Raw genomic sequence first — 15,678 nt, 5'->3', positions numbered from 1 at the left:
CTGATGCGGCGGGCAGCCTCTGTCGCTCGCCGCATCGAACCCCAGGGCCAGGGGCCTGGCGGTGCGCTGGCGCGTGGATGCATGCGCGAGGAGAGTCAACTACCTTGAAAGCAAAGGTAGTTGATGTGCCCATAGTGGCTGGGATTGGAGAGGTTGGGGTGGTCGGGCGGCGAACGCCCCACCACCCCCAACCACAGCAGGGCCGCAACCCGCCCCGCCCACCCGGAGGACACCGTGACCCAGCTCAAGCCACCCACCGCCGAAGAGATCGAAGCCGCCCGCGACCGGCACCGCGCCGCCGCCGACGACGCCACCCTCGGCCCCACCGCCCGCCGCCACCACCAGCACGCCGCGTGCGGCTACGACTGGGCCCTGCGCACCCTCGGCACCTCCGCCGCCCTCCAGTACCTCGGCTACGCCCGCGCCTACGCCGAACAGGCCGCCCAGCACGCCCCCGCCACCACGCGGCTCACCCTGACCCTGCCCGCCGCGTTCTGCCGCTGGGCGGACGAGAACGGCCGCACCTCCCAGAAGTTCACCGGCGACGAGACCACCGACCGACTGCGGCTCGCCCTCCAGGCCGGCACCAAGCACCAGATCGACGCCTCCACCTGGACCCTCACCATCCCCGCGCACGACCCCGTGGCTCTGCAGCAGCTGACGGCCCTCGCGCAGGACTTCGCCGACTACTGCCACCCAGACAACCGCCCGACCTCCATCCAGGTCCGCGCCTCCATCGCCCTGTCGAAGGCGCTCAAGCACCTCGCTGACCGCCAACTCGCCACGAAGTGACCCGCCGGGCCCCGGGCCGCCTGGCCACCCCGGGGCCCGCTTCTCCTCCCCGAAAGGCCCACCATGGCCCCGCTCCGCCCCCTGCTCACGCCGACCGTCCCCGGGCCGTACCTCGCCAGCACGGCGACCGACGCCTACGACACCGCCCACTACCAGTTCAGCGAGGCCCAGGCCGCCCTCGCGGCCACCGCCTACGAGTACCTCGGCACCGTGGTGCGCGAGTTCTCCCCCGACATCGCCTGCATCGACTTCGAACGGACCGACCACGGACCGCTGTTCCACTCGATGTGGACCGGCCCGGACATCCTGCCGCCCTCCCGCCCCCTCCGGCTCTGGCGCCGCGAGCCGTACCCGTACGCCGAACACCTCTGGCTCAAGGACGCCGAGCAGACCCTGCTCGAACTCCTGGTCCACGGCGAGAAGCTGCCGATCAGGCACCTGCCGGGACGCGCGCGGGCGCGTTACCTCCTCAACCTGCTCGCCCCCGACGTCGCTGCTGCGTTGGCTGCCCTGATTCGCCGGGAGCACCCCCACGCGGCCGCGCTCCTGCTGAACGTCGACTCCGCCCCCTACAGCACCGACTTCCAGATCGCCCACGTCCTCGACCACAACGGACACTCCCTCAACGACGTCACCGCCAGCGCCGCCGAGCACGCTGCGCCCGGCGGGCCCAGGTGGCGGGGTAACAAGAGCTCCATCAGCCGAGCCGTCCGCCACCTGTGGCTGCACCCCGAGCACCGGGCCCGCTACTTCCGACCCCAGGGCCACCAGTTTCACATGTGGAACCAGGGCCTCCAGGCGCTCGTTCTACCCGCCATCCCGGCCCTGCCCGGCCCCTCCGCCACCTGAGACCACCCCGGGCCTGTAGAACCCCTTCTACGGGCCCGGCACCCGTTCACCAACCCCAAGGAGACGTCCACGATGAAGGCCGGCATCCTGACCGACGAACAAGCCCACGCCGTCCTCGCCACCGCGCAGGCACTCGGCCCCGCCGACGAAGCGCTGGCACAGCTCGCCATCAACGCCGGGCTGTGCATGACCGAGATCGCGGCCCTCAACACCGGGAACCTGACCCACCACGAGCCCGCGGGTGGCCGTCCGCTGCACCCCGTCGCCGTCTCCACCGACCTCGCCAACAGCGCTCCCGAGTACGACGTCCAGATCCGCCAAGGCAAGGCCCCCCGGACGATCCGCGTCATCGAGCCCGTCGCCCGCGCCCTCGAACCCTGGGTGCTTCTCCGCCCTGCGGAGGTGCCGCTGTTCCCCGAGGCCGCCACCGTGGTGGGAGCCATCGACAGCTGGCACTTCATCCTCGACAGGGCCGGGGTGGTCCCTGCGACCGACGAGGACTTCACCCAGGCCGGCCGCAACCGCCTCCTCGCGTACCTGATCGGCCTAGAGGAGAAAGGCATCCTGCCGACCGGCTACGCCGGCAGCTACCTTGGCCTGCCCGGCATGGCCTACGACGACCTTCCGGCGGGCTGGCAGGGTGAAGTCGCCCGCGCTATCCACAACGGCCCGACCGGCGCGGTCGGCGACCTGTCCGCGGCCGAGACGCCGACGGACTGACCGCTCTTCTCCTGGCCCGGGAGCGGCCGGGACAGGAGGAAGACCGGACTCGGTCGCCAGGCGAGGCGGGCCGTCAACGTCCTTTGTCGGGTACGTTGTTGGTGGGCGAAATCGGGGGAGAGGGAAACCTCGCCCCTGCTGTTGGAAGATCCGATGGCTTCGAGTTCCCTGCTCCATATCGCTGCTGGTCACCGATAGCGATGCTCCCACCAACCGTCGTTCTTCGGGCCGGAGCGGGGACGGGGCGGGGACGGAGCGGGGACGGGCCCCCCTGACCCGGGGGTGGACGAGGGCGGACCCATTTGTTCGGTCGCTTTTAATCCGTAGGTTCAGGGTTCGAACCCCTGGCGGCCCGCTAGTCCAAAATGCCTCCTGACCTGGGCGTTCTCCCCTCGGTGAGAGCGCCCTTCGTGCTGTTCGGATCGGTGATGAGTCGGTGGTGGGCCCCGGGTGGGGCAGTGGGAGAGCTGCAGGGCCATCAATCGACTATGCCGCGACGGGAGTTCTGGTGGCAGCGTGGGCTGTTGACCGGGGCTTCGTGCGGCGGTGGTGGCGTTTGGGCTGGTGTCGGATGTTGCGGGAGATCGTTCGGGCGGCGTCGATGATGACTCTGGCGGTGTCCTCGGCGCCGTCATGGGCGGTCTGGGGGAGGACTGAGGTGTAGGTGTCCGCGGTGGTGACGATGGTGGAGTGGCCGAGTTGGGCCTGGATGACCTTCAGATCGCAGCCGCCGGTCAGGGCGAGGCTTGCTGCTCCGTGGCGCAGATCGTGCAGGCGGACGGGTGGCAGTCCACTGGCGCGGACGAGGGTCTGGAAGGTGTGGCCGATGTGGTCGGGGCGCAGGGGACGTCCGTAGCGATCGGTGAATACGTATTCGGATTCGTTCCAGAGTTCGCCTGCGGCGATCTTCTCCAACCGTTGCTGGCTACGGTGTGTAACCAAAATGTGGATGGTGCCGGAGTCGAGGGCGATAGTCCGATCGCCGGCCGCGGTCTTGGGCGGGCACACCTCCAGGCGGCCTCGCTCACGTTGCTGGAGCTGTCGGGTGATGGTGAGGGTGCGGGCGGTGAAGTCGATGTCGTACCAGCGCAGTCCGGCGCCTTCGCCGCGGCGGATTCCTCGTAGTGCATACAGGTGGTAGAGGGCGTAGAGGCGGTGGTCGCTGATGCGGGCGAGGAACGTGGCGGTCTGGGTGGGTGTCCACACGGCGACGGCAGGCCGCTGCCCGGTGCGCAGCCACTCGGCCACGCGGGCGTCGGTCCACACCACGGGGTGCGGGCGCGGAGTGCGGGGCAGGTCGAGGTAGCGGTCGGCGTTGGCGGTGAGGATGCCCCGGCGGATGGCCGCGTTGAGTGCGGCGCGCAAGGTGGCCTGGATGCGGCGCAGGGTGTTGCCGCTGATGGGCCGCCCGGCGTCCTGGTGCTGGCGGACGATCGTGTCGAACGCCTGCTGGACGCGGTCGTGGGTCAGTTCGCACAGCAGCTCGCGTCCGAGCAGCGGGACCAGGTACTGCTGGAGGTGCTTGCGGTAGCCGCGGGCAGTGGAAGCGCGCAGGTGTGGTTCGACGGTGGCGTACCAGTGGCCGAGCCACTGGGTGCAGGACATCAGGGCGCCTGAGCTGACGAGTTTGGGGTCACGGAGTCGGGCGAGAGCGTGGGCGGCGGCCGCACGTGTGGGGTAGCCGCCGCGGCGGAGCCGGGTTGCTCGGTGGGCGGCCGTGGCCGGCTGGGGGAGGGCTAGGTACCAGGAGCCGTGACCGCGCCGCTTCAGTCCGGGGCAGGCGCTGCCGCGTTGCCGACCGGTGAGGGGATCGCGGCATCCGCACCGCTTGTAGATCGTTCCGGTGCCGTGCATGGCGTCCTCCTTCCGGAGTTCCGGTGGACGCACAGTCCAGTGTGAACCTGTGGCAGTACGAGTCGTGCCCTGCCGGTGCTGGGCGGCAGCCGGCTGCTCTTGGCCGGAACTGACCGGTTCTGCACCTCGTGCGGCCGTCCACCCGGCGTCACGGGACCGAATCCAGGCATTACTCCTCCGACGAACGGTCGCAGAGCCTGGAGAAGAAGCGCTTGATGGCCAGCGCCAGCTACGTGTCCTTCTGCTACTTGGCCGGTGCTCGTCCCGCGTCGGAGTCTCCGAAATACGCTGTGTCGGCATGGACTGGCTGGAGCGGGTGGCGAAGCTGAGGCAGTGGACGAGCAACGGGATTCGGGCGCCACACAAACCGCTGCTGCTGCTGTACGCGCTGGGTTGCTACCAGCGCGACGCCGACGGCGACCTGCGATACAGCGCGGTGGAGGGCGAGTTGAAGCGGCTGCTGGAGGAGTACGGGCCGTCCCGTGCGACCACTCCCGCCTACCCCTTCCACCGCCTGGTCAGCGACGGGGTGTGGGAGGTCAGGACCGACCAGGGGCCGGGGAGTCCGGGCACCGGCGTGGGGGTCCTGCGCTCCAGCGGCGCGACCGGGCGGCTCGTACCGGAGTTGCGGGCGGCGCTGCGGAGGGATCCGGCTCTGCTGGGGCGGCTGGCGCGGGTGCTGCTGGACCTCCACTTCCCGCCGTCGCTGCACACCGACCTGTGCGAGGCGGTCGGGCTCGACCTGGACCTGGCCGACACCGAGGGCCTGGCCGGGGACGTGTGGGGCGGGGCGAGGGAGCGGGCGGCGCGGCGGCAGCGGGGCGGGCGGATGCGTGAACTCGTGCTGACCGCCTACGAGTTCCAGTGCGCGTTCTGCGGCTACGACGGAATGCTGGGCGCGAGCGCGGTCGGGCTGGAGGCGGCGCACGTGCGGTGGTGGTCCTTCGACGGGCCGGACGAGGTCGACAACGGCCTATGCCTGTGCTTGCTGCACCACAAGCTCTTCGACAAGGGCGTGCTGGGGCTGGGGGAGGGGCACCGTGTCCTGGTCTCCCAGCGCTTCGTCGGCCGCGGCGAGGCCAGCAGGCAGCAGGTGCTCGCCCTGGTCGGCCGTCCGGTCATCGGCCCGCAGCCGGGGGTCCTCCCGGTCGCGGACCGGCACCGGAAGTGGCACGCCGACCAGGTCTTCCACGGCGAGCCCCGAGAGTCCGCGAGCTCGCCGTCCACCGTCTGACCGCCGGCGCCAGCCGCGTGCGGTCGGCGGTCAGCCGCGGCTACTCTGCCCCGCCTCGATCCGTTCCGTCCGCTGCCCGGTGACCAGTTCGCGCAGTTTGGCTCGGGTCTCCGGGTCCGTGGAGTACACGATGGTGCCGATCATGCCGCGGGTGAGCAGCACCTTGTAGGTGTTGCGGATCAGGCGGTCGATGTCGGCGTCGCTGGTGGACTTGCGGAAGACGGGGTCCTTGGAGGCCGTCCGGTCGGTGGTCCAGTAGTCGGTGCGCCATACCAGGTCCGGTCCGAGGATGACGCCGCTCCAGTCGTACTCGAAGCCCTGGGCGGTGTAGACGCAGCCGACCTGGCCGAAGCCTGCCGGGTCGGTGGCCCACAGCGCGGCCGGGGGCGCACCGGCGATCGAGCGGTCGCCGTAGACGTTCCACGGTCGGGCCCAGTCGCCGATGTGCACGTCGAGCGGGAGCGGGTCGCCCGGGGCGACCTTGGTGGTCCACTTCCAGCAGTACCCGGCCGACATGCGGGCGCCGTAGCCCTCCGCACGCCGGGCCTCCAGGAACGCCTCCAACTCCTGCGGGGTGTCCACGACTTCCAGGACGACCTTGCCGTCGGGCTCCCAGCCGACGGGGCCGCCGGGCTCCAGGCCCAGCAGGCGCACCACCCAGCGCAGGTAGGCGTCGCTGCCACCGCAGCGGAACTGGCTGTCCAACTCGACGACCTGGCACTCCAGGCCCTTCACCGCGGCCGCGGCCCTGATCTGCGCCACGGTGCCCATCTCGCCCGGCCGGACCACCTGGTGCTCGTCCAGCAGGAACACCGGCACCCGGGCGGCGTCGATCAGCTCCTCGATCTGCGGCTTGCCGGTGCGTTCGGTGGCCCGGGTGTAGCGGTTCGCCGAGGTCTCCCGGATCCGGTGCGCCTCGTCGCAGATCAGCACGTCGATCCCGTTGCGCTCGGCGGTCATGAAGCTGTTGAAGTACTTGAACAGCTCCTGCACCTGGCGCTTCCGGGCCCCGGCGACCCGGCGCATCGTGGTGGTGAACGAGCTGGATCCGGTCGCGTGGAAGGCCGTGATGCCGCGCCGGTACAGGTCACCCAGCAGGGACAGCGCGATCACGCTCTTCCCGGTGCCCGGCCCGCCCGTGATGACCACCACCTGCTTGTGGTCGGACTGCTGCGCCCGGCGCACCGCGCGCAGCACCAGCTCGTAGGCGACCCGCTGCTCGTCCAGCAGGACGAACTGCTCGCGCTCGCGCACCTCGTCGGCGGCGACCGCCATCAACTGCTTGGACGGGGCGGTCTTGCCCGCGAGCAGCAGGTCCGCCGCCTGGGCGCCGGAGGCTGGGCTCAGTTTCGAGCGCAGGTACTCGACGAACTCCCCGCGGCGCTCGGCGGTGAAGAGCCGGCCGCGCTCGTCCTGCGGCACCTCGTACAGGCCCTGGACGCCGAACTCCGTGGCGTTGTGCAGGAAGGCCACCCCGGAGATCCGCTCGGGGTGCTCGGCGAGCGCCCCGTTGAAGGAGACGAGGTAGTCGCAGTAGCCGCGGGCCTGTTCGATCGGGTTCAGCACCGGCCGGGTGTAGGCGTCGACCCGGCACAGCAGCGGCTCGCCGTCCTCCGGCAGCGCGCTGCTCCACTGCTTCAGCTCGACCACCACGTACGACGGCTCGCCTGTGACCGGGTGGACCCCGGCGAGCACGACGTCCGCGCGCTTGCTGTTCAGCGGGAGGGAGTACTCGAGCAGCACCTCGACCGCGCCGAGCCCGACGTCCAGGAGGGCGTTGGTCAGCTCGGGGATGCTCATCTCCCAGGAGCGCACCTCGGACGGGCCGGGCTTGTGGCCGTGCTGGTGGACGAACTGGTCGATGAGGCGCACGAACAGTGATCCGGCCAGCCTCTCGGCGGCGACCGCGGACGCGGAGTCGCGGAACAGCAAGACATGCTCCCAGGCAGCACGAAGTGACTCGTGCGGGTGGGGGCATGTCCTGGGAGGGAAGCCCGGCGGGCCGCGCTGATGACTGGGCCAAACCTACAACGGGCGGTCTGAGTTCGTGCCCGAACACCTGAGCTTCCCCCAGCGCATGGTGGCCAGCTCGCCGGTGGTGCCCAGCTTCGTGGAATGGTCTTTCCGTTGTCGGTCACGCCCTGATGGGCGTTGTGCAGCTCGTGCGGCACTTTCAGGAAACGTCGTCGGGGTGCCAGCCGGGTGGCAGCTTGGGCAGACCGATCAGGGCGTCGATGCCGAGGTGTTCAAGGAGCAGGGCCTTCAGGTTGCGGCCGTCAATCAGGTCGAGGCGCTGGCCGTTGCGGTGGGCGATCTCCCGGCTCATCTTGCCGTACCAGGAGGTGGTGACGAGGACGCCGCGGGCGGCCTGCTTGTCCTGAAGAGTGCCGAGCAGAGCCCGGACGACCTCGGGGCCGACGACGTTCTTCGTCCGCTTGGCCTGGACGGCGATCACGGTGACGCCCACCGGGTCGCGCCGGACGGCGACGGCGCCCAGGCCGTCATCGCGGGAGTTCTGGGTACGCCAGGTCTCGTAGCCCATGGCGGTGAACAGCTCGCGCATCAGGCGCCCGAACGCGAACGGGTCCATCTGCATGCAGCAGGTCGGGGCGGCTATCGAGCGGGCTGACGACGGCGGTGTCCGCGGCGATCTTGAACCGGGCCGGGCCGGGCCGGGTCGAAGTCGACGATCGGCGGCATCGGCTCCCGGTCGTGCGGGTGCCGGGAGACCACCGCGCCCAGGTCCAGCGCACCAAGACGTGGAAGGAGTCCACCGACCCCGACTACGACGCCAAGCTCGACCGGATCGAGCACGTCCTGGAACGCTTCCCGGACCGGACGTTCGCGTTCGACGAGTTCGGCCCGCTCGGCATCCGCCCCACCGCTGGCAGCTGCTGGGTCGAACAGGGTGGGCTCGACCGGCTGCCGGCGACCTACAAGCGGACCCATGGCGTGACGTACTTCCACGGCTGCTACTCGATCGGAGACGACACGCTGTGGGGCGTGAACAGGCGCCGCAAGGGGACTGTGAACACCCTGGCCGCGCTCAGATCGATCCGGGCCGCGCGCCCGGACGGTGCCCCGGTCTACGTGATCCTGGACAACCTCTTCGCCCACAACGGCAAGAAGATCCTGCGCTGGGCGAAGAACAACAACGTCCACCTCTGCTTCACCCCGACCAACACCTCCCGGGCCAACCCGATCGAGGCGCACTTCGGGCCGCTGCGGCAGTTCACCCTCGCCAACTCGAACCATCCGAACCATACGGTCCAGACCCGCGCGCTGCACGCCTACCTGCGCTGGCGCAACGCCAACGCTCGCCACCCCGACGTCCTGGCCGCCCAACGCAAGGAACGCGCCCGTATCCGCAGCGAGAAGGGCCTCCGATGGGGAGGGAGGCCACTGTCCGAAGCTGCGTGAGCGGCGAATCCGGACGGCCGCCCTCTTACCTGGGCCAGCCGTTGCAGTTGTCGAAGCCCGTCTCCACGCTGCCACGGAACGCCAGTGCCTCGCGGCCGATGCCCAGAGCACCGAGCAGGGTGTCCAGCGCTGCTTCCACGTCCTCCACCGAGCGCCTCACGAAGACGACGGTGTATCGGACAGGTGCTACTTCGAGCTCGCTGAGGGCGAAGTCCGTGTCCCCGATGCGGAACATGGCGATATCCACGCAGCCCAGGTCTTCCCAGCCCCGTTCGAGCGTCAGCCGCAGTCGCGCCGCGAGCGTTTTCAACGGCGGCTGCAGTCCTGCCACCACTCGAAACGAGTTCGCGGCGAACTCCCACATGCTCTGCTGGAACGCAGGGTTGCGCTTTCCGCCCTGATACGACGGAGCTTCCTCCCAGTCCGGTTCAGGTCCCGGCACGTAAGTCTCGGCCATGTGGGGCCCCCGAACACCGTCGCTGGCACCGACGATCACCATAGCCCGGGCCTCGGCTTGGCTGCACCCCGGTGAACGTTCTCGGCCAGAGCACTAGGTCAGCCTCGATTCGGGCCGCCTCCTTGGCCTTAGCGGCGTCTTCCTTGGCGAGAAGCTTTCCCCGGCGACCAGCAGCCGGACGTGCTCGGCGGCAGGATCAGGCTGGCGGGGTGTGCGTGGCAGTCTCGTCGCAGCGGGCTTCGTAGGGGTCGCCTGCCCGGCCCTGGTCTGCGTGAGCGTGGCCTGTCGCTTGGCCAAGAGCGCCTCCGCGAGCAACTCCGCTACCGTCTTCCGCTGCGCCAACGACTCCCCGCCCCCAGCCGTCTGACGACTGCACTCACCTGACCTCCGAAAGCCCTATCCACTCGCGCCCGCACCGAACCGGCGGTAACAGACGGCCACGGACCCTGCGCCCTGACGGTGCGACTCTCTAGGGTGGAGCGATGGGAAAAAAGGAAAGGCCGCGCGGGCCGCGCCGTACTGCGATCAGCTCTTCGGTGCCGGGCTGGCAGAACCTGGGACCGTTGCTCCCGACAGGCAAGCCCTTTGTCCGTCGGGCGAGGAGAGCAGGCACTGGGGAAGAGGCAGTCCTTAAGTTCCTCGCTGACCAGAGAGAAGCACGGCAGCAGCGCTTCTTCGCAGAGGCCCGCCGGATGAACGGCATGACCTCGACTCCCGGTGTTCTACCCGTCCTGGACATCGACCGAGTCGACGAGGAACGCCCCCAGTGGTACGTCATGCCTCTCGCGGAAGGACTCAGGGACGTCCTTGAGCGGGTGGAGACGTTGCAGGATGTCGTCGCCCCCTTCGTAGTTCTCGCAGACACCCTGGCTGAACTCGAGAGCCAGCGCATCTACCACCGCGACATCAAGCCGGACAACCTCTTCTGGCACGGTGGCGGCCCCGTGCTCGCGGACTTCGGTATCGCCTACTGGGGAGACGCCGGCCCGACCCACCCAGAAGAGAAGGTGGGCCCTGCAGGTTTCATGGCCCCGGAAATGTACACAGCTGGCGCGGGCACGGGCGAGGTAGGCGCGGGCGCTGACGTCTACAGTCTGGCGCAGACGCTGTATGTGGTGGCGCGCCGAGAGGGTCCCTACCCGCCGGGCGGCCCCCTTCGTGCGGATGAGGAGGTCTACTCCCTCCGGCAGTGGCAGGACACACCCAGCATCAGCGGGCTCCGGCACGTGCTGGAAGCTGCGACACAGGTCACGCAGGCTAGCCGCCTTACCATGGCCGAGTTCGCCAGCCAGCTACGCACCTGGCTGGAACTCGAGCAAAACTTGCCGATCGAGCCCTCAAAATCGAGGCTCCTGCGGCTCGCCGACTTGGAGTACATGCTCCGGGAACACCAGCGAGACCAGCAAGCGACAGAGCGGACGATGGAGAATGCTCTCAATGACCTCGCCGACGAGTACTTCGCGCGCGGAGATGAGGCGAGCACCGAGGAGAACCGGATCTTCGAGTCAACCAGGCTGCTGGGAGGACACGCCTGGCCGGAGCGACCGCCGAATGCCGTAGGCGTGGACAGCCTGCTGTGGGTGTCCCACGTGGAGGATCCGGAGACGGCGATCCGCGCAGTGTTGGCAGCCAGAGTAGAGAGCCGCTATGCCTCTTTCGCCATCGAGCTCCAGCAGTACGGGACTGATCGGTGGGAGTTCCTCTGGCAGAGCCGGACGACCTCGTGGCACCAGATGCGCCTGCCGTCGGTTCAGCAAGAACTGGCCGGGCTGATCGCTCAGGCCACAGCGCAGCTTGAGAACCACGGCTACTGAGCTCTGAGCGGCCATCCGCCCGACAGTCCAGTTACCAGCGGCCGGAGAGGTTGCGGTGCCAGGAGACCGACGCTACCGAGGCCGTCCTCGTCGGCTAGTGCGAGGACAGCGTCGGTCCCGCAGCCAGGAAGAGCAACGACATGGCTGACGTGCATTGCTGGGTGGGAGTTGGCTCGGGTTCAGCGAGGCTCGTCCGGATCAAGTTCCTGCTGAGCACAACTCCACGTACCTCGCCCCATGCCCCGACCAACGTGCCACCACCACGTAGGACACGGTCTTAGCGCAGTGGCGGCCTGCCGCCGGATGCGGTGTCGATGTGATCATGAAGTTCCTCGAGTTGGGATCGGGCGCGATGGGCGTCACGCTGGGCGTAGTGTTGCTAACCACGGGAAACGGGCCCATGCAGCTGCTGGCGTTTCTAGACTCGGTCGAGGCCCAGGAAGACGACAGCCGGGTCCGGACCGTAGTCCTGGGCAGGGCGTGAAGCTGCCCGACAGGGTGGACGCAGTGGAGCTGCCGGAGAACCTGGGCATCCCAGGCGGCCACAACGCCGGCGTGGAGCGGCTGCGCGAGCTGGGCGGCATCGACGTCCTGGTGGTCCTGTACGACGACGGCCTGCTGCCCAACACTGATACGTTCCGGCTGATCCAGGAGCAGTCGAGGACAACCCGCGCCTGGTCATCGGCAGCTTCCAGATCGCGGACGAGATCGGGTTCACCCAGCGCCGACACGCCCCCTCGGTGCCTCCGGCCCGATCTCTCCGGCGAGGTCACCATCTTCCTCGGCGGCGGCCACGCCATCCGCATGAGCGTGATCGACCGGGTCGGCCTGTTCCCAACTCTGTTCTTCTACGCCCACGAGGAGACCGACTTCGCCTGGCGCGCCCTGGACGTCGACTGGCAGATCGACTACCGCGCCGACATGGTCCTCCAGCACCCCCGCACGACCCGGCCCGCCAAGCCACCTACTACCGCATGGCCGCCCGCAACCGGGTCTGGCTGGCCAAGCGCCTTCTCCCCGCACCCCTGGCGCCGATCTACCTCCCCCTCTGGCCGCTGCTGCGTCGCCTCAGCGCCCCGATCGGGGGCAGCAGAGCGGCGACGGCCGGTCTGATCTGGGGAACTGCGCCCACCGGAGCCTTGTCAACCTTCAGTCGTCCACTACCTCGCAGGGTCTCTTCTGACTGGACTCATGAAGGTCAGACGTGAAGCTGGTTCAACGTTACCCAAGCGAGCAGGGATACTGGTGCAGGATCTGGAGGATGAATTGACGATCTTCGAGCAGGACAGCATGTTGACTGCCTTCGGGGAGGCTCCGACGCGGGTCGTCCGGACCTCGGTGCCACCTGTGACTGCCCTGGAGGTGCAGTTCCCGGCGGAGCTCGTGTCTGCAGCTGCCGAGCGCGAGTCTTGGCGCAAGGAGGTGCACCGGCCCGCGACACATACGCATAAGTGGTGGGCGCAGCGTCTGGGTTCTGTATTTCGGGGAATTCTCGCTTCAGCTGTGTCGGAGACCGAGCAAGAAGCGATTGTGGCTTACAGCGGAGAACTTCGCCTCCCAGATCTTGTGGTGTGTGACCCGTTTGCCGGCTCTGGCACGACTCTTGCCGAGGCTGCCAAGCTAGGAGCCAGGGTTATCGGTAGGGATATCAACCCCGTGGCCACCCTTGTCCAGCGGCAGGCGCTGGCTCGCTGGGATCGCACTCGATTGGACAGGGCTTTCAAGAAGGTCGAATCTCAGGTTCGCAAGGAGATTGATGAGCTTCACAGGGACAAGCATGGCCGCCCAGTTCTCTATTATTTCTGGGTAGCGCTTGCATCCTGCCCTCAGTGCCCGGCCGAGACGGCTCCGGTTGAGCTGTTTAGTCGTTATGTATTCTCGCAGCACGCCTACCCCAAGAAGTACCCGACTGCTCGCGCAACCTGCCCGCATTGCCACGCCGTTGTTCTGGTAAATGTAGTCGAGGATGACAAGCTTACTTGTCAGGATTGCGGCCGTACGGCCGATATATCTGGGTCGGTGAACCGTGCCACTATGACCTGTTCAAGCGGTCACTCATCCAAAGTTCTTGACGCGCTTGACGGGCGCCCTCCGGCTCTTCGCATGTACGCTAAACAGGTTCTGGCGGCCGATGGTTCGCGGGTATACGGGCCGATCGACGAATTCGACTTGGAGCTCTATGCTGATGCAGAGAAAAGACTTGCTCTGCGGCGCGACGAGCTGGTCCTTCCCGTCGGGGAACTTGAGGATGGGAATAACACGCGGCAGGCCATTCGATGGAATTATCGCAGTTGGGAGCAGTTCTTTAACGCGCGCCAGCTTTACAGTCTGGGCGTGCTGGGTGCGGCTATCCGTGACTTGGAGCCGAGTCCGGAGCGTGAAGCGCTCGTTGCACTCTTTTCAGGAGTGCTTGAGTTTAATAACGTGTTCTGCTCTTTCAAGGGCGAAGGAACTGGCGCTGTTCGGCACATGTTCTCTAACCACGTTTTGAAGCCGGAACGTACGCCGCTCGAGGCTCATCCCTGGGGGACACTCGCGTCGTCGGGGTCATTCTCGACGCTGTATCAGTCGCGGATCATTCGCGCATGGGAATACAAGCGTCGGCCGCATGATCTCGTGATGGTGTCCGGTTCGCCCGAGCGCCAGTTCGGCCTTTCGGGATCTTTGGAATTCGAGCTTGGCGACTCTCGCGATTTTTCGGAAGGTGTTTCCAGCGCGTACGTAAGCTCTGGATCTTCGACGTCGTTCGACCTTCCTGCTGATTCAGTCGACCTGGTGATCACTGACCCCCCATTCATGGATAACGTCCACTACAGCGAGCTTGCGGACTTTTTCCACGCATGGCTGCGGGGCCTGAAGCCTTTCGGCGGGTACCCTGTAGATACCACAACTACTCGGCACTCGGAAGAGGTGCAGTCGGCCAAGCCGGCTGAGTTCGGGCGGGCCATTGAGGCCGTGTGGAAGGAGTGCGCCAGGCTTCTAAAGCCGCATGGCCTTCTAGCCTTCACGTTCCACCAGGCCCGTATTGACGGTTGGAAGGAGCTAGTCCGGGCCCTCGAGATGGCAGGATTGATTGTCACCGCAGTTCAGCCAGTAAAGGCGGAAATGAGCACGAGCACTATCAAGTCGTCTGCTGCGGACCCGTCAAACTTGGACTCCATTGTTGTCTGTCGTCTTCCTGGCCATGAGGTTCCTGCTGCGACTTCAGTGGGGGAAGCCGAGCGACGTGCAGTGTCTGGACTTTTGGAATGTCAGAACGCTGGAATCAAAGTTGGCTATTCTGATGTGGAGTCAGTGGTGCGGGGATCGGTTCTTGCATTGCACACGCTCCCGTCAAATAGTCAGACGGTTGACTCACTGGCGGCAGAGGCTGACCTGGCAGTGGTTCGTGCCGCTGCCGCCCTCGGGGTCAAGTCTAAAAAAGACCTTCGCGTCGCAGGTTAATCTTGAAATGCCCTCGTGGACTTGTCTTCTCTGTACGCGCGCTCGGGAGCGGGAAGGGGTTCCTGGCCGGTTCCTCAAATGGCGGATTGAGAGATTCTAGGCGGTAGCAGAAGAAGGTATTCACCTTGCCTGCAGTCGTCTCACGCGAGATTTCGCGGACGTACCTAAGTTCTCCCACCTCGGAATCGAGGCCGGACCGGTCGCTGATCAAAGTGGCCTGTCCGGCCATCCAGGACCATCCAAGAGGGTTGGAGAAGATCAGCATCGGCCTCTGCCGATCGGCGCCATCTCCATACGACCCTAGGTTGATCAGCTTTGTACGTTCGCCCGTGATTTCGTCGTACAGCTCGGTGTCCTCGCTAAGAGCTGAACCCGGAACGAGTGCAAGACTGTCGGTGTAGTACAGCTCGGGCTCATCGCCGCTCCGGGCGAGAAGGGAAATGAGATAGTAGGCAGGGATGATCAAGGGCATGCCCTTGTCGGAGTACACGCGCACTGTGCTGCACGGCGGAGTCGAGTTGAAGTCCATGCTGGACGTTCGGGATGGTTGGCCGGACTTTGTTGGCGCAACCTTCTTCACCTCGAGCGCCATGATCGCTGTGGTGTTGAAGTCTGCGCCGCCGTCGACGAGAAGCTGATACTCCTCAGGTCGGGCCACCACCAGGTCGGGGCTCGTGTTCTGGCCGCTGATGAGTACGACCAGATCCTTGGCCAACTTCCGCTTCAGGACTGCAACCACATGGCGATCAAACGGATCGTCTTGAGGCTTCGTCTTGGCTGGCAGGTGAAACGGGATGGGCTGTCCCTGCTTGTCGAAGAACTCCTCAGCCAGCGCCAGGAAGACCGCGGCCGGAAGCTCGGATGAGGGAGCCTCGATTCGGTGTGTGGACGTCATGAACTCATAGGTAGCATGAGCACCGGAGCGCACGCGGGCGAACTGTGTATCTCATGAGCGACTCTCGCATGGCAGGGCCTGCGATGATCACCTCCTCTGGAGCTGCTAGACGAGTAGTTCCGAAGTCGGTCAGTGGTCGTAGGCGATCAGGGAGCGGGTGACGGGTCGGCCGGTGGTTCGGTTGTGCCAGATCGCGCAC

At 67.0% G+C, this 15,678-nt stretch carries 13 protein-coding genes and 1 pseudogene; 9 read left to right on the top strand and 5 right to left on the bottom strand.

The annotated features are described in order from the left end of the window. Positions 1 to 144: 144 nt before the first annotated feature. The 3 genes from ACFUEL_RS19310 to ACFUEL_RS19300 all read left to right on the top strand — a co-directional run bounded on the left by ACFUEL_RS19310 (position 145) and on the right by ACFUEL_RS19300 (position 2,361). On the top strand, positions 145 to 792 hold the full coding sequence (locus tag ACFUEL_RS19310) for a hypothetical protein (protein ID WP_380237563.1): 648 nt from the start codon (positions 145 to 147) through the stop codon (positions 790 to 792). Between the two features lie 63 nt (positions 793 to 855). Then, a complete protein-coding gene (locus ACFUEL_RS19305; protein ID WP_380237562.1) occupies positions 856 to 1,641 on the top strand; it encodes a hypothetical protein in 786 nt (261 codons plus the stop codon). A 72-nt stretch (positions 1,642 to 1,713) separates the two neighbouring features. Next, positions 1,714 to 2,361 (top strand): hypothetical protein, encoded by a 648-nt coding sequence (locus ACFUEL_RS19300; protein WP_380237561.1) that lies wholly within the window; start codon positions 1,714 to 1,716, stop codon positions 2,359 to 2,361. A gap of 486 nt (positions 2,362 to 2,847) precedes the next feature. On the opposite strand, the gene ACFUEL_RS19295 is transcribed toward ACFUEL_RS19300, so the two are convergent. Further along, positions 2,848 to 3,966 (bottom strand): tyrosine-type recombinase/integrase, encoded by a 1,119-nt coding sequence (locus ACFUEL_RS19295; RefSeq protein ID WP_380237560.1) that lies wholly within the window; start codon positions 3,964 to 3,966, stop codon positions 2,848 to 2,850. 547 nt (positions 3,967 to 4,513) lie between these two features. Between ACFUEL_RS19295 and ACFUEL_RS19290 the strand changes: the two genes are divergently transcribed. Further along, on the top strand, positions 4,514 to 5,449 hold the full coding sequence (locus tag ACFUEL_RS19290) for a phosphorothioated DNA-binding restriction endonuclease (RefSeq protein WP_380237559.1): 936 nt from the start codon (positions 4,514 to 4,516) through the stop codon (positions 5,447 to 5,449). Between the two features lie 30 nt (positions 5,450 to 5,479). Here the strand turns inward: ACFUEL_RS19290 and ACFUEL_RS19285 are convergent, their stop codons facing one another. Both ACFUEL_RS19285 and ACFUEL_RS19280 read right to left on the bottom strand, forming a co-directional pair. Continuing rightward, positions 5,480 to 7,381 carry a DNA/RNA helicase domain-containing protein gene (locus tag ACFUEL_RS19285; RefSeq protein WP_380237558.1) on the bottom strand — a complete coding sequence of 634 codons (1,902 nt, stop codon included), beginning with the start codon at positions 7,379 to 7,381 and terminating at the stop codon, positions 5,480 to 5,482. 241 nt (positions 7,382 to 7,622) lie between these two features. Next, on the bottom strand, positions 7,623 to 8,045 hold the full coding sequence (locus ACFUEL_RS19280; protein ID WP_380237556.1) for a restriction endonuclease: 423 nt from the start codon (positions 8,043 to 8,045) through the stop codon (positions 7,623 to 7,625). A gap of 149 nt (positions 8,046 to 8,194) precedes the next feature. Between ACFUEL_RS19280 and ACFUEL_RS19275 the strand changes: the two are divergent. Beyond that, a pseudogene (locus ACFUEL_RS19275) lies at positions 8,195 to 8,869 on the top strand (transposase); the annotation flags it as partial. 25 nt (positions 8,870 to 8,894) lie between these two features. On the opposite strand, the gene ACFUEL_RS19270 reads toward ACFUEL_RS19275, so the two are convergent. Then, positions 8,895 to 9,326: a hypothetical protein gene (locus ACFUEL_RS19270; protein ID WP_380237555.1), complete on the bottom strand. Its 432-nt coding sequence runs from the start codon at positions 9,324 to 9,326 to the stop codon at positions 8,895 to 8,897. Between the two features lie 536 nt (positions 9,327 to 9,862). Between ACFUEL_RS19270 and ACFUEL_RS19265 the strand changes: the two genes are divergently transcribed. The 4 genes from ACFUEL_RS19265 (at position 9,863) to ACFUEL_RS19250 (ending at position 14,584) form a co-directional block, all read left to right on the top strand. After that, positions 9,863 to 11,140, top strand: coding sequence for a protein kinase (locus ACFUEL_RS19265; RefSeq protein ID WP_380237554.1), 1,278 nt, complete (start codon positions 9,863 to 9,865; stop codon positions 11,138 to 11,140). Between the two features lie 322 nt (positions 11,141 to 11,462). Then, positions 11,463 to 11,624: a hypothetical protein gene (locus ACFUEL_RS19260; protein ID WP_380237553.1), complete on the top strand. Its 162-nt coding sequence runs from the start codon at positions 11,463 to 11,465 to the stop codon at positions 11,622 to 11,624. A gap of 14 nt (positions 11,625 to 11,638) precedes the next feature. Continuing rightward, the gene (locus tag ACFUEL_RS19255; RefSeq protein ID WP_380237552.1) at positions 11,639 to 12,253 is read left to right on the top strand and encodes a glycosyltransferase family 2 protein; all 615 of its coding nucleotides are present in this window, start codon (positions 11,639 to 11,641) and stop codon (positions 12,251 to 12,253) included. 132 nt (positions 12,254 to 12,385) lie between these two features. Then, the gene (locus tag ACFUEL_RS19250) at positions 12,386 to 14,584 is read left to right on the top strand and encodes a DNA methyltransferase (RefSeq protein ID WP_380237551.1); all 2,199 of its coding nucleotides are present in this window, start codon (positions 12,386 to 12,388) and stop codon (positions 14,582 to 14,584) included. On the opposite strand, the gene ACFUEL_RS19245 is transcribed toward ACFUEL_RS19250, so the two are convergent. Next, positions 14,556 to 15,479 carry a hypothetical protein gene (locus tag ACFUEL_RS19245; RefSeq protein ID WP_380237550.1) on the bottom strand — a complete coding sequence of 308 codons (924 nt, stop codon included), beginning with the start codon at positions 15,477 to 15,479 and terminating at the stop codon, positions 14,556 to 14,558. The genes ACFUEL_RS19250 and ACFUEL_RS19245 overlap by 29 nt on opposite strands. Between the last annotated feature and the right edge of the window lie 199 nt (positions 15,480 to 15,678).

The organism is Kitasatospora sp. NPDC057198 (genome assembly GCF_042670125.1).
In the GTDB taxonomy this organism is placed as follows: Bacteria; Actinomycetota; Actinomycetes; order Streptomycetales; family Streptomycetaceae; genus Kitasatospora.
Note: the sequence above shows the minus strand (reverse complement) of the source record. Positions and strands in the feature narration are given on the sequence as shown.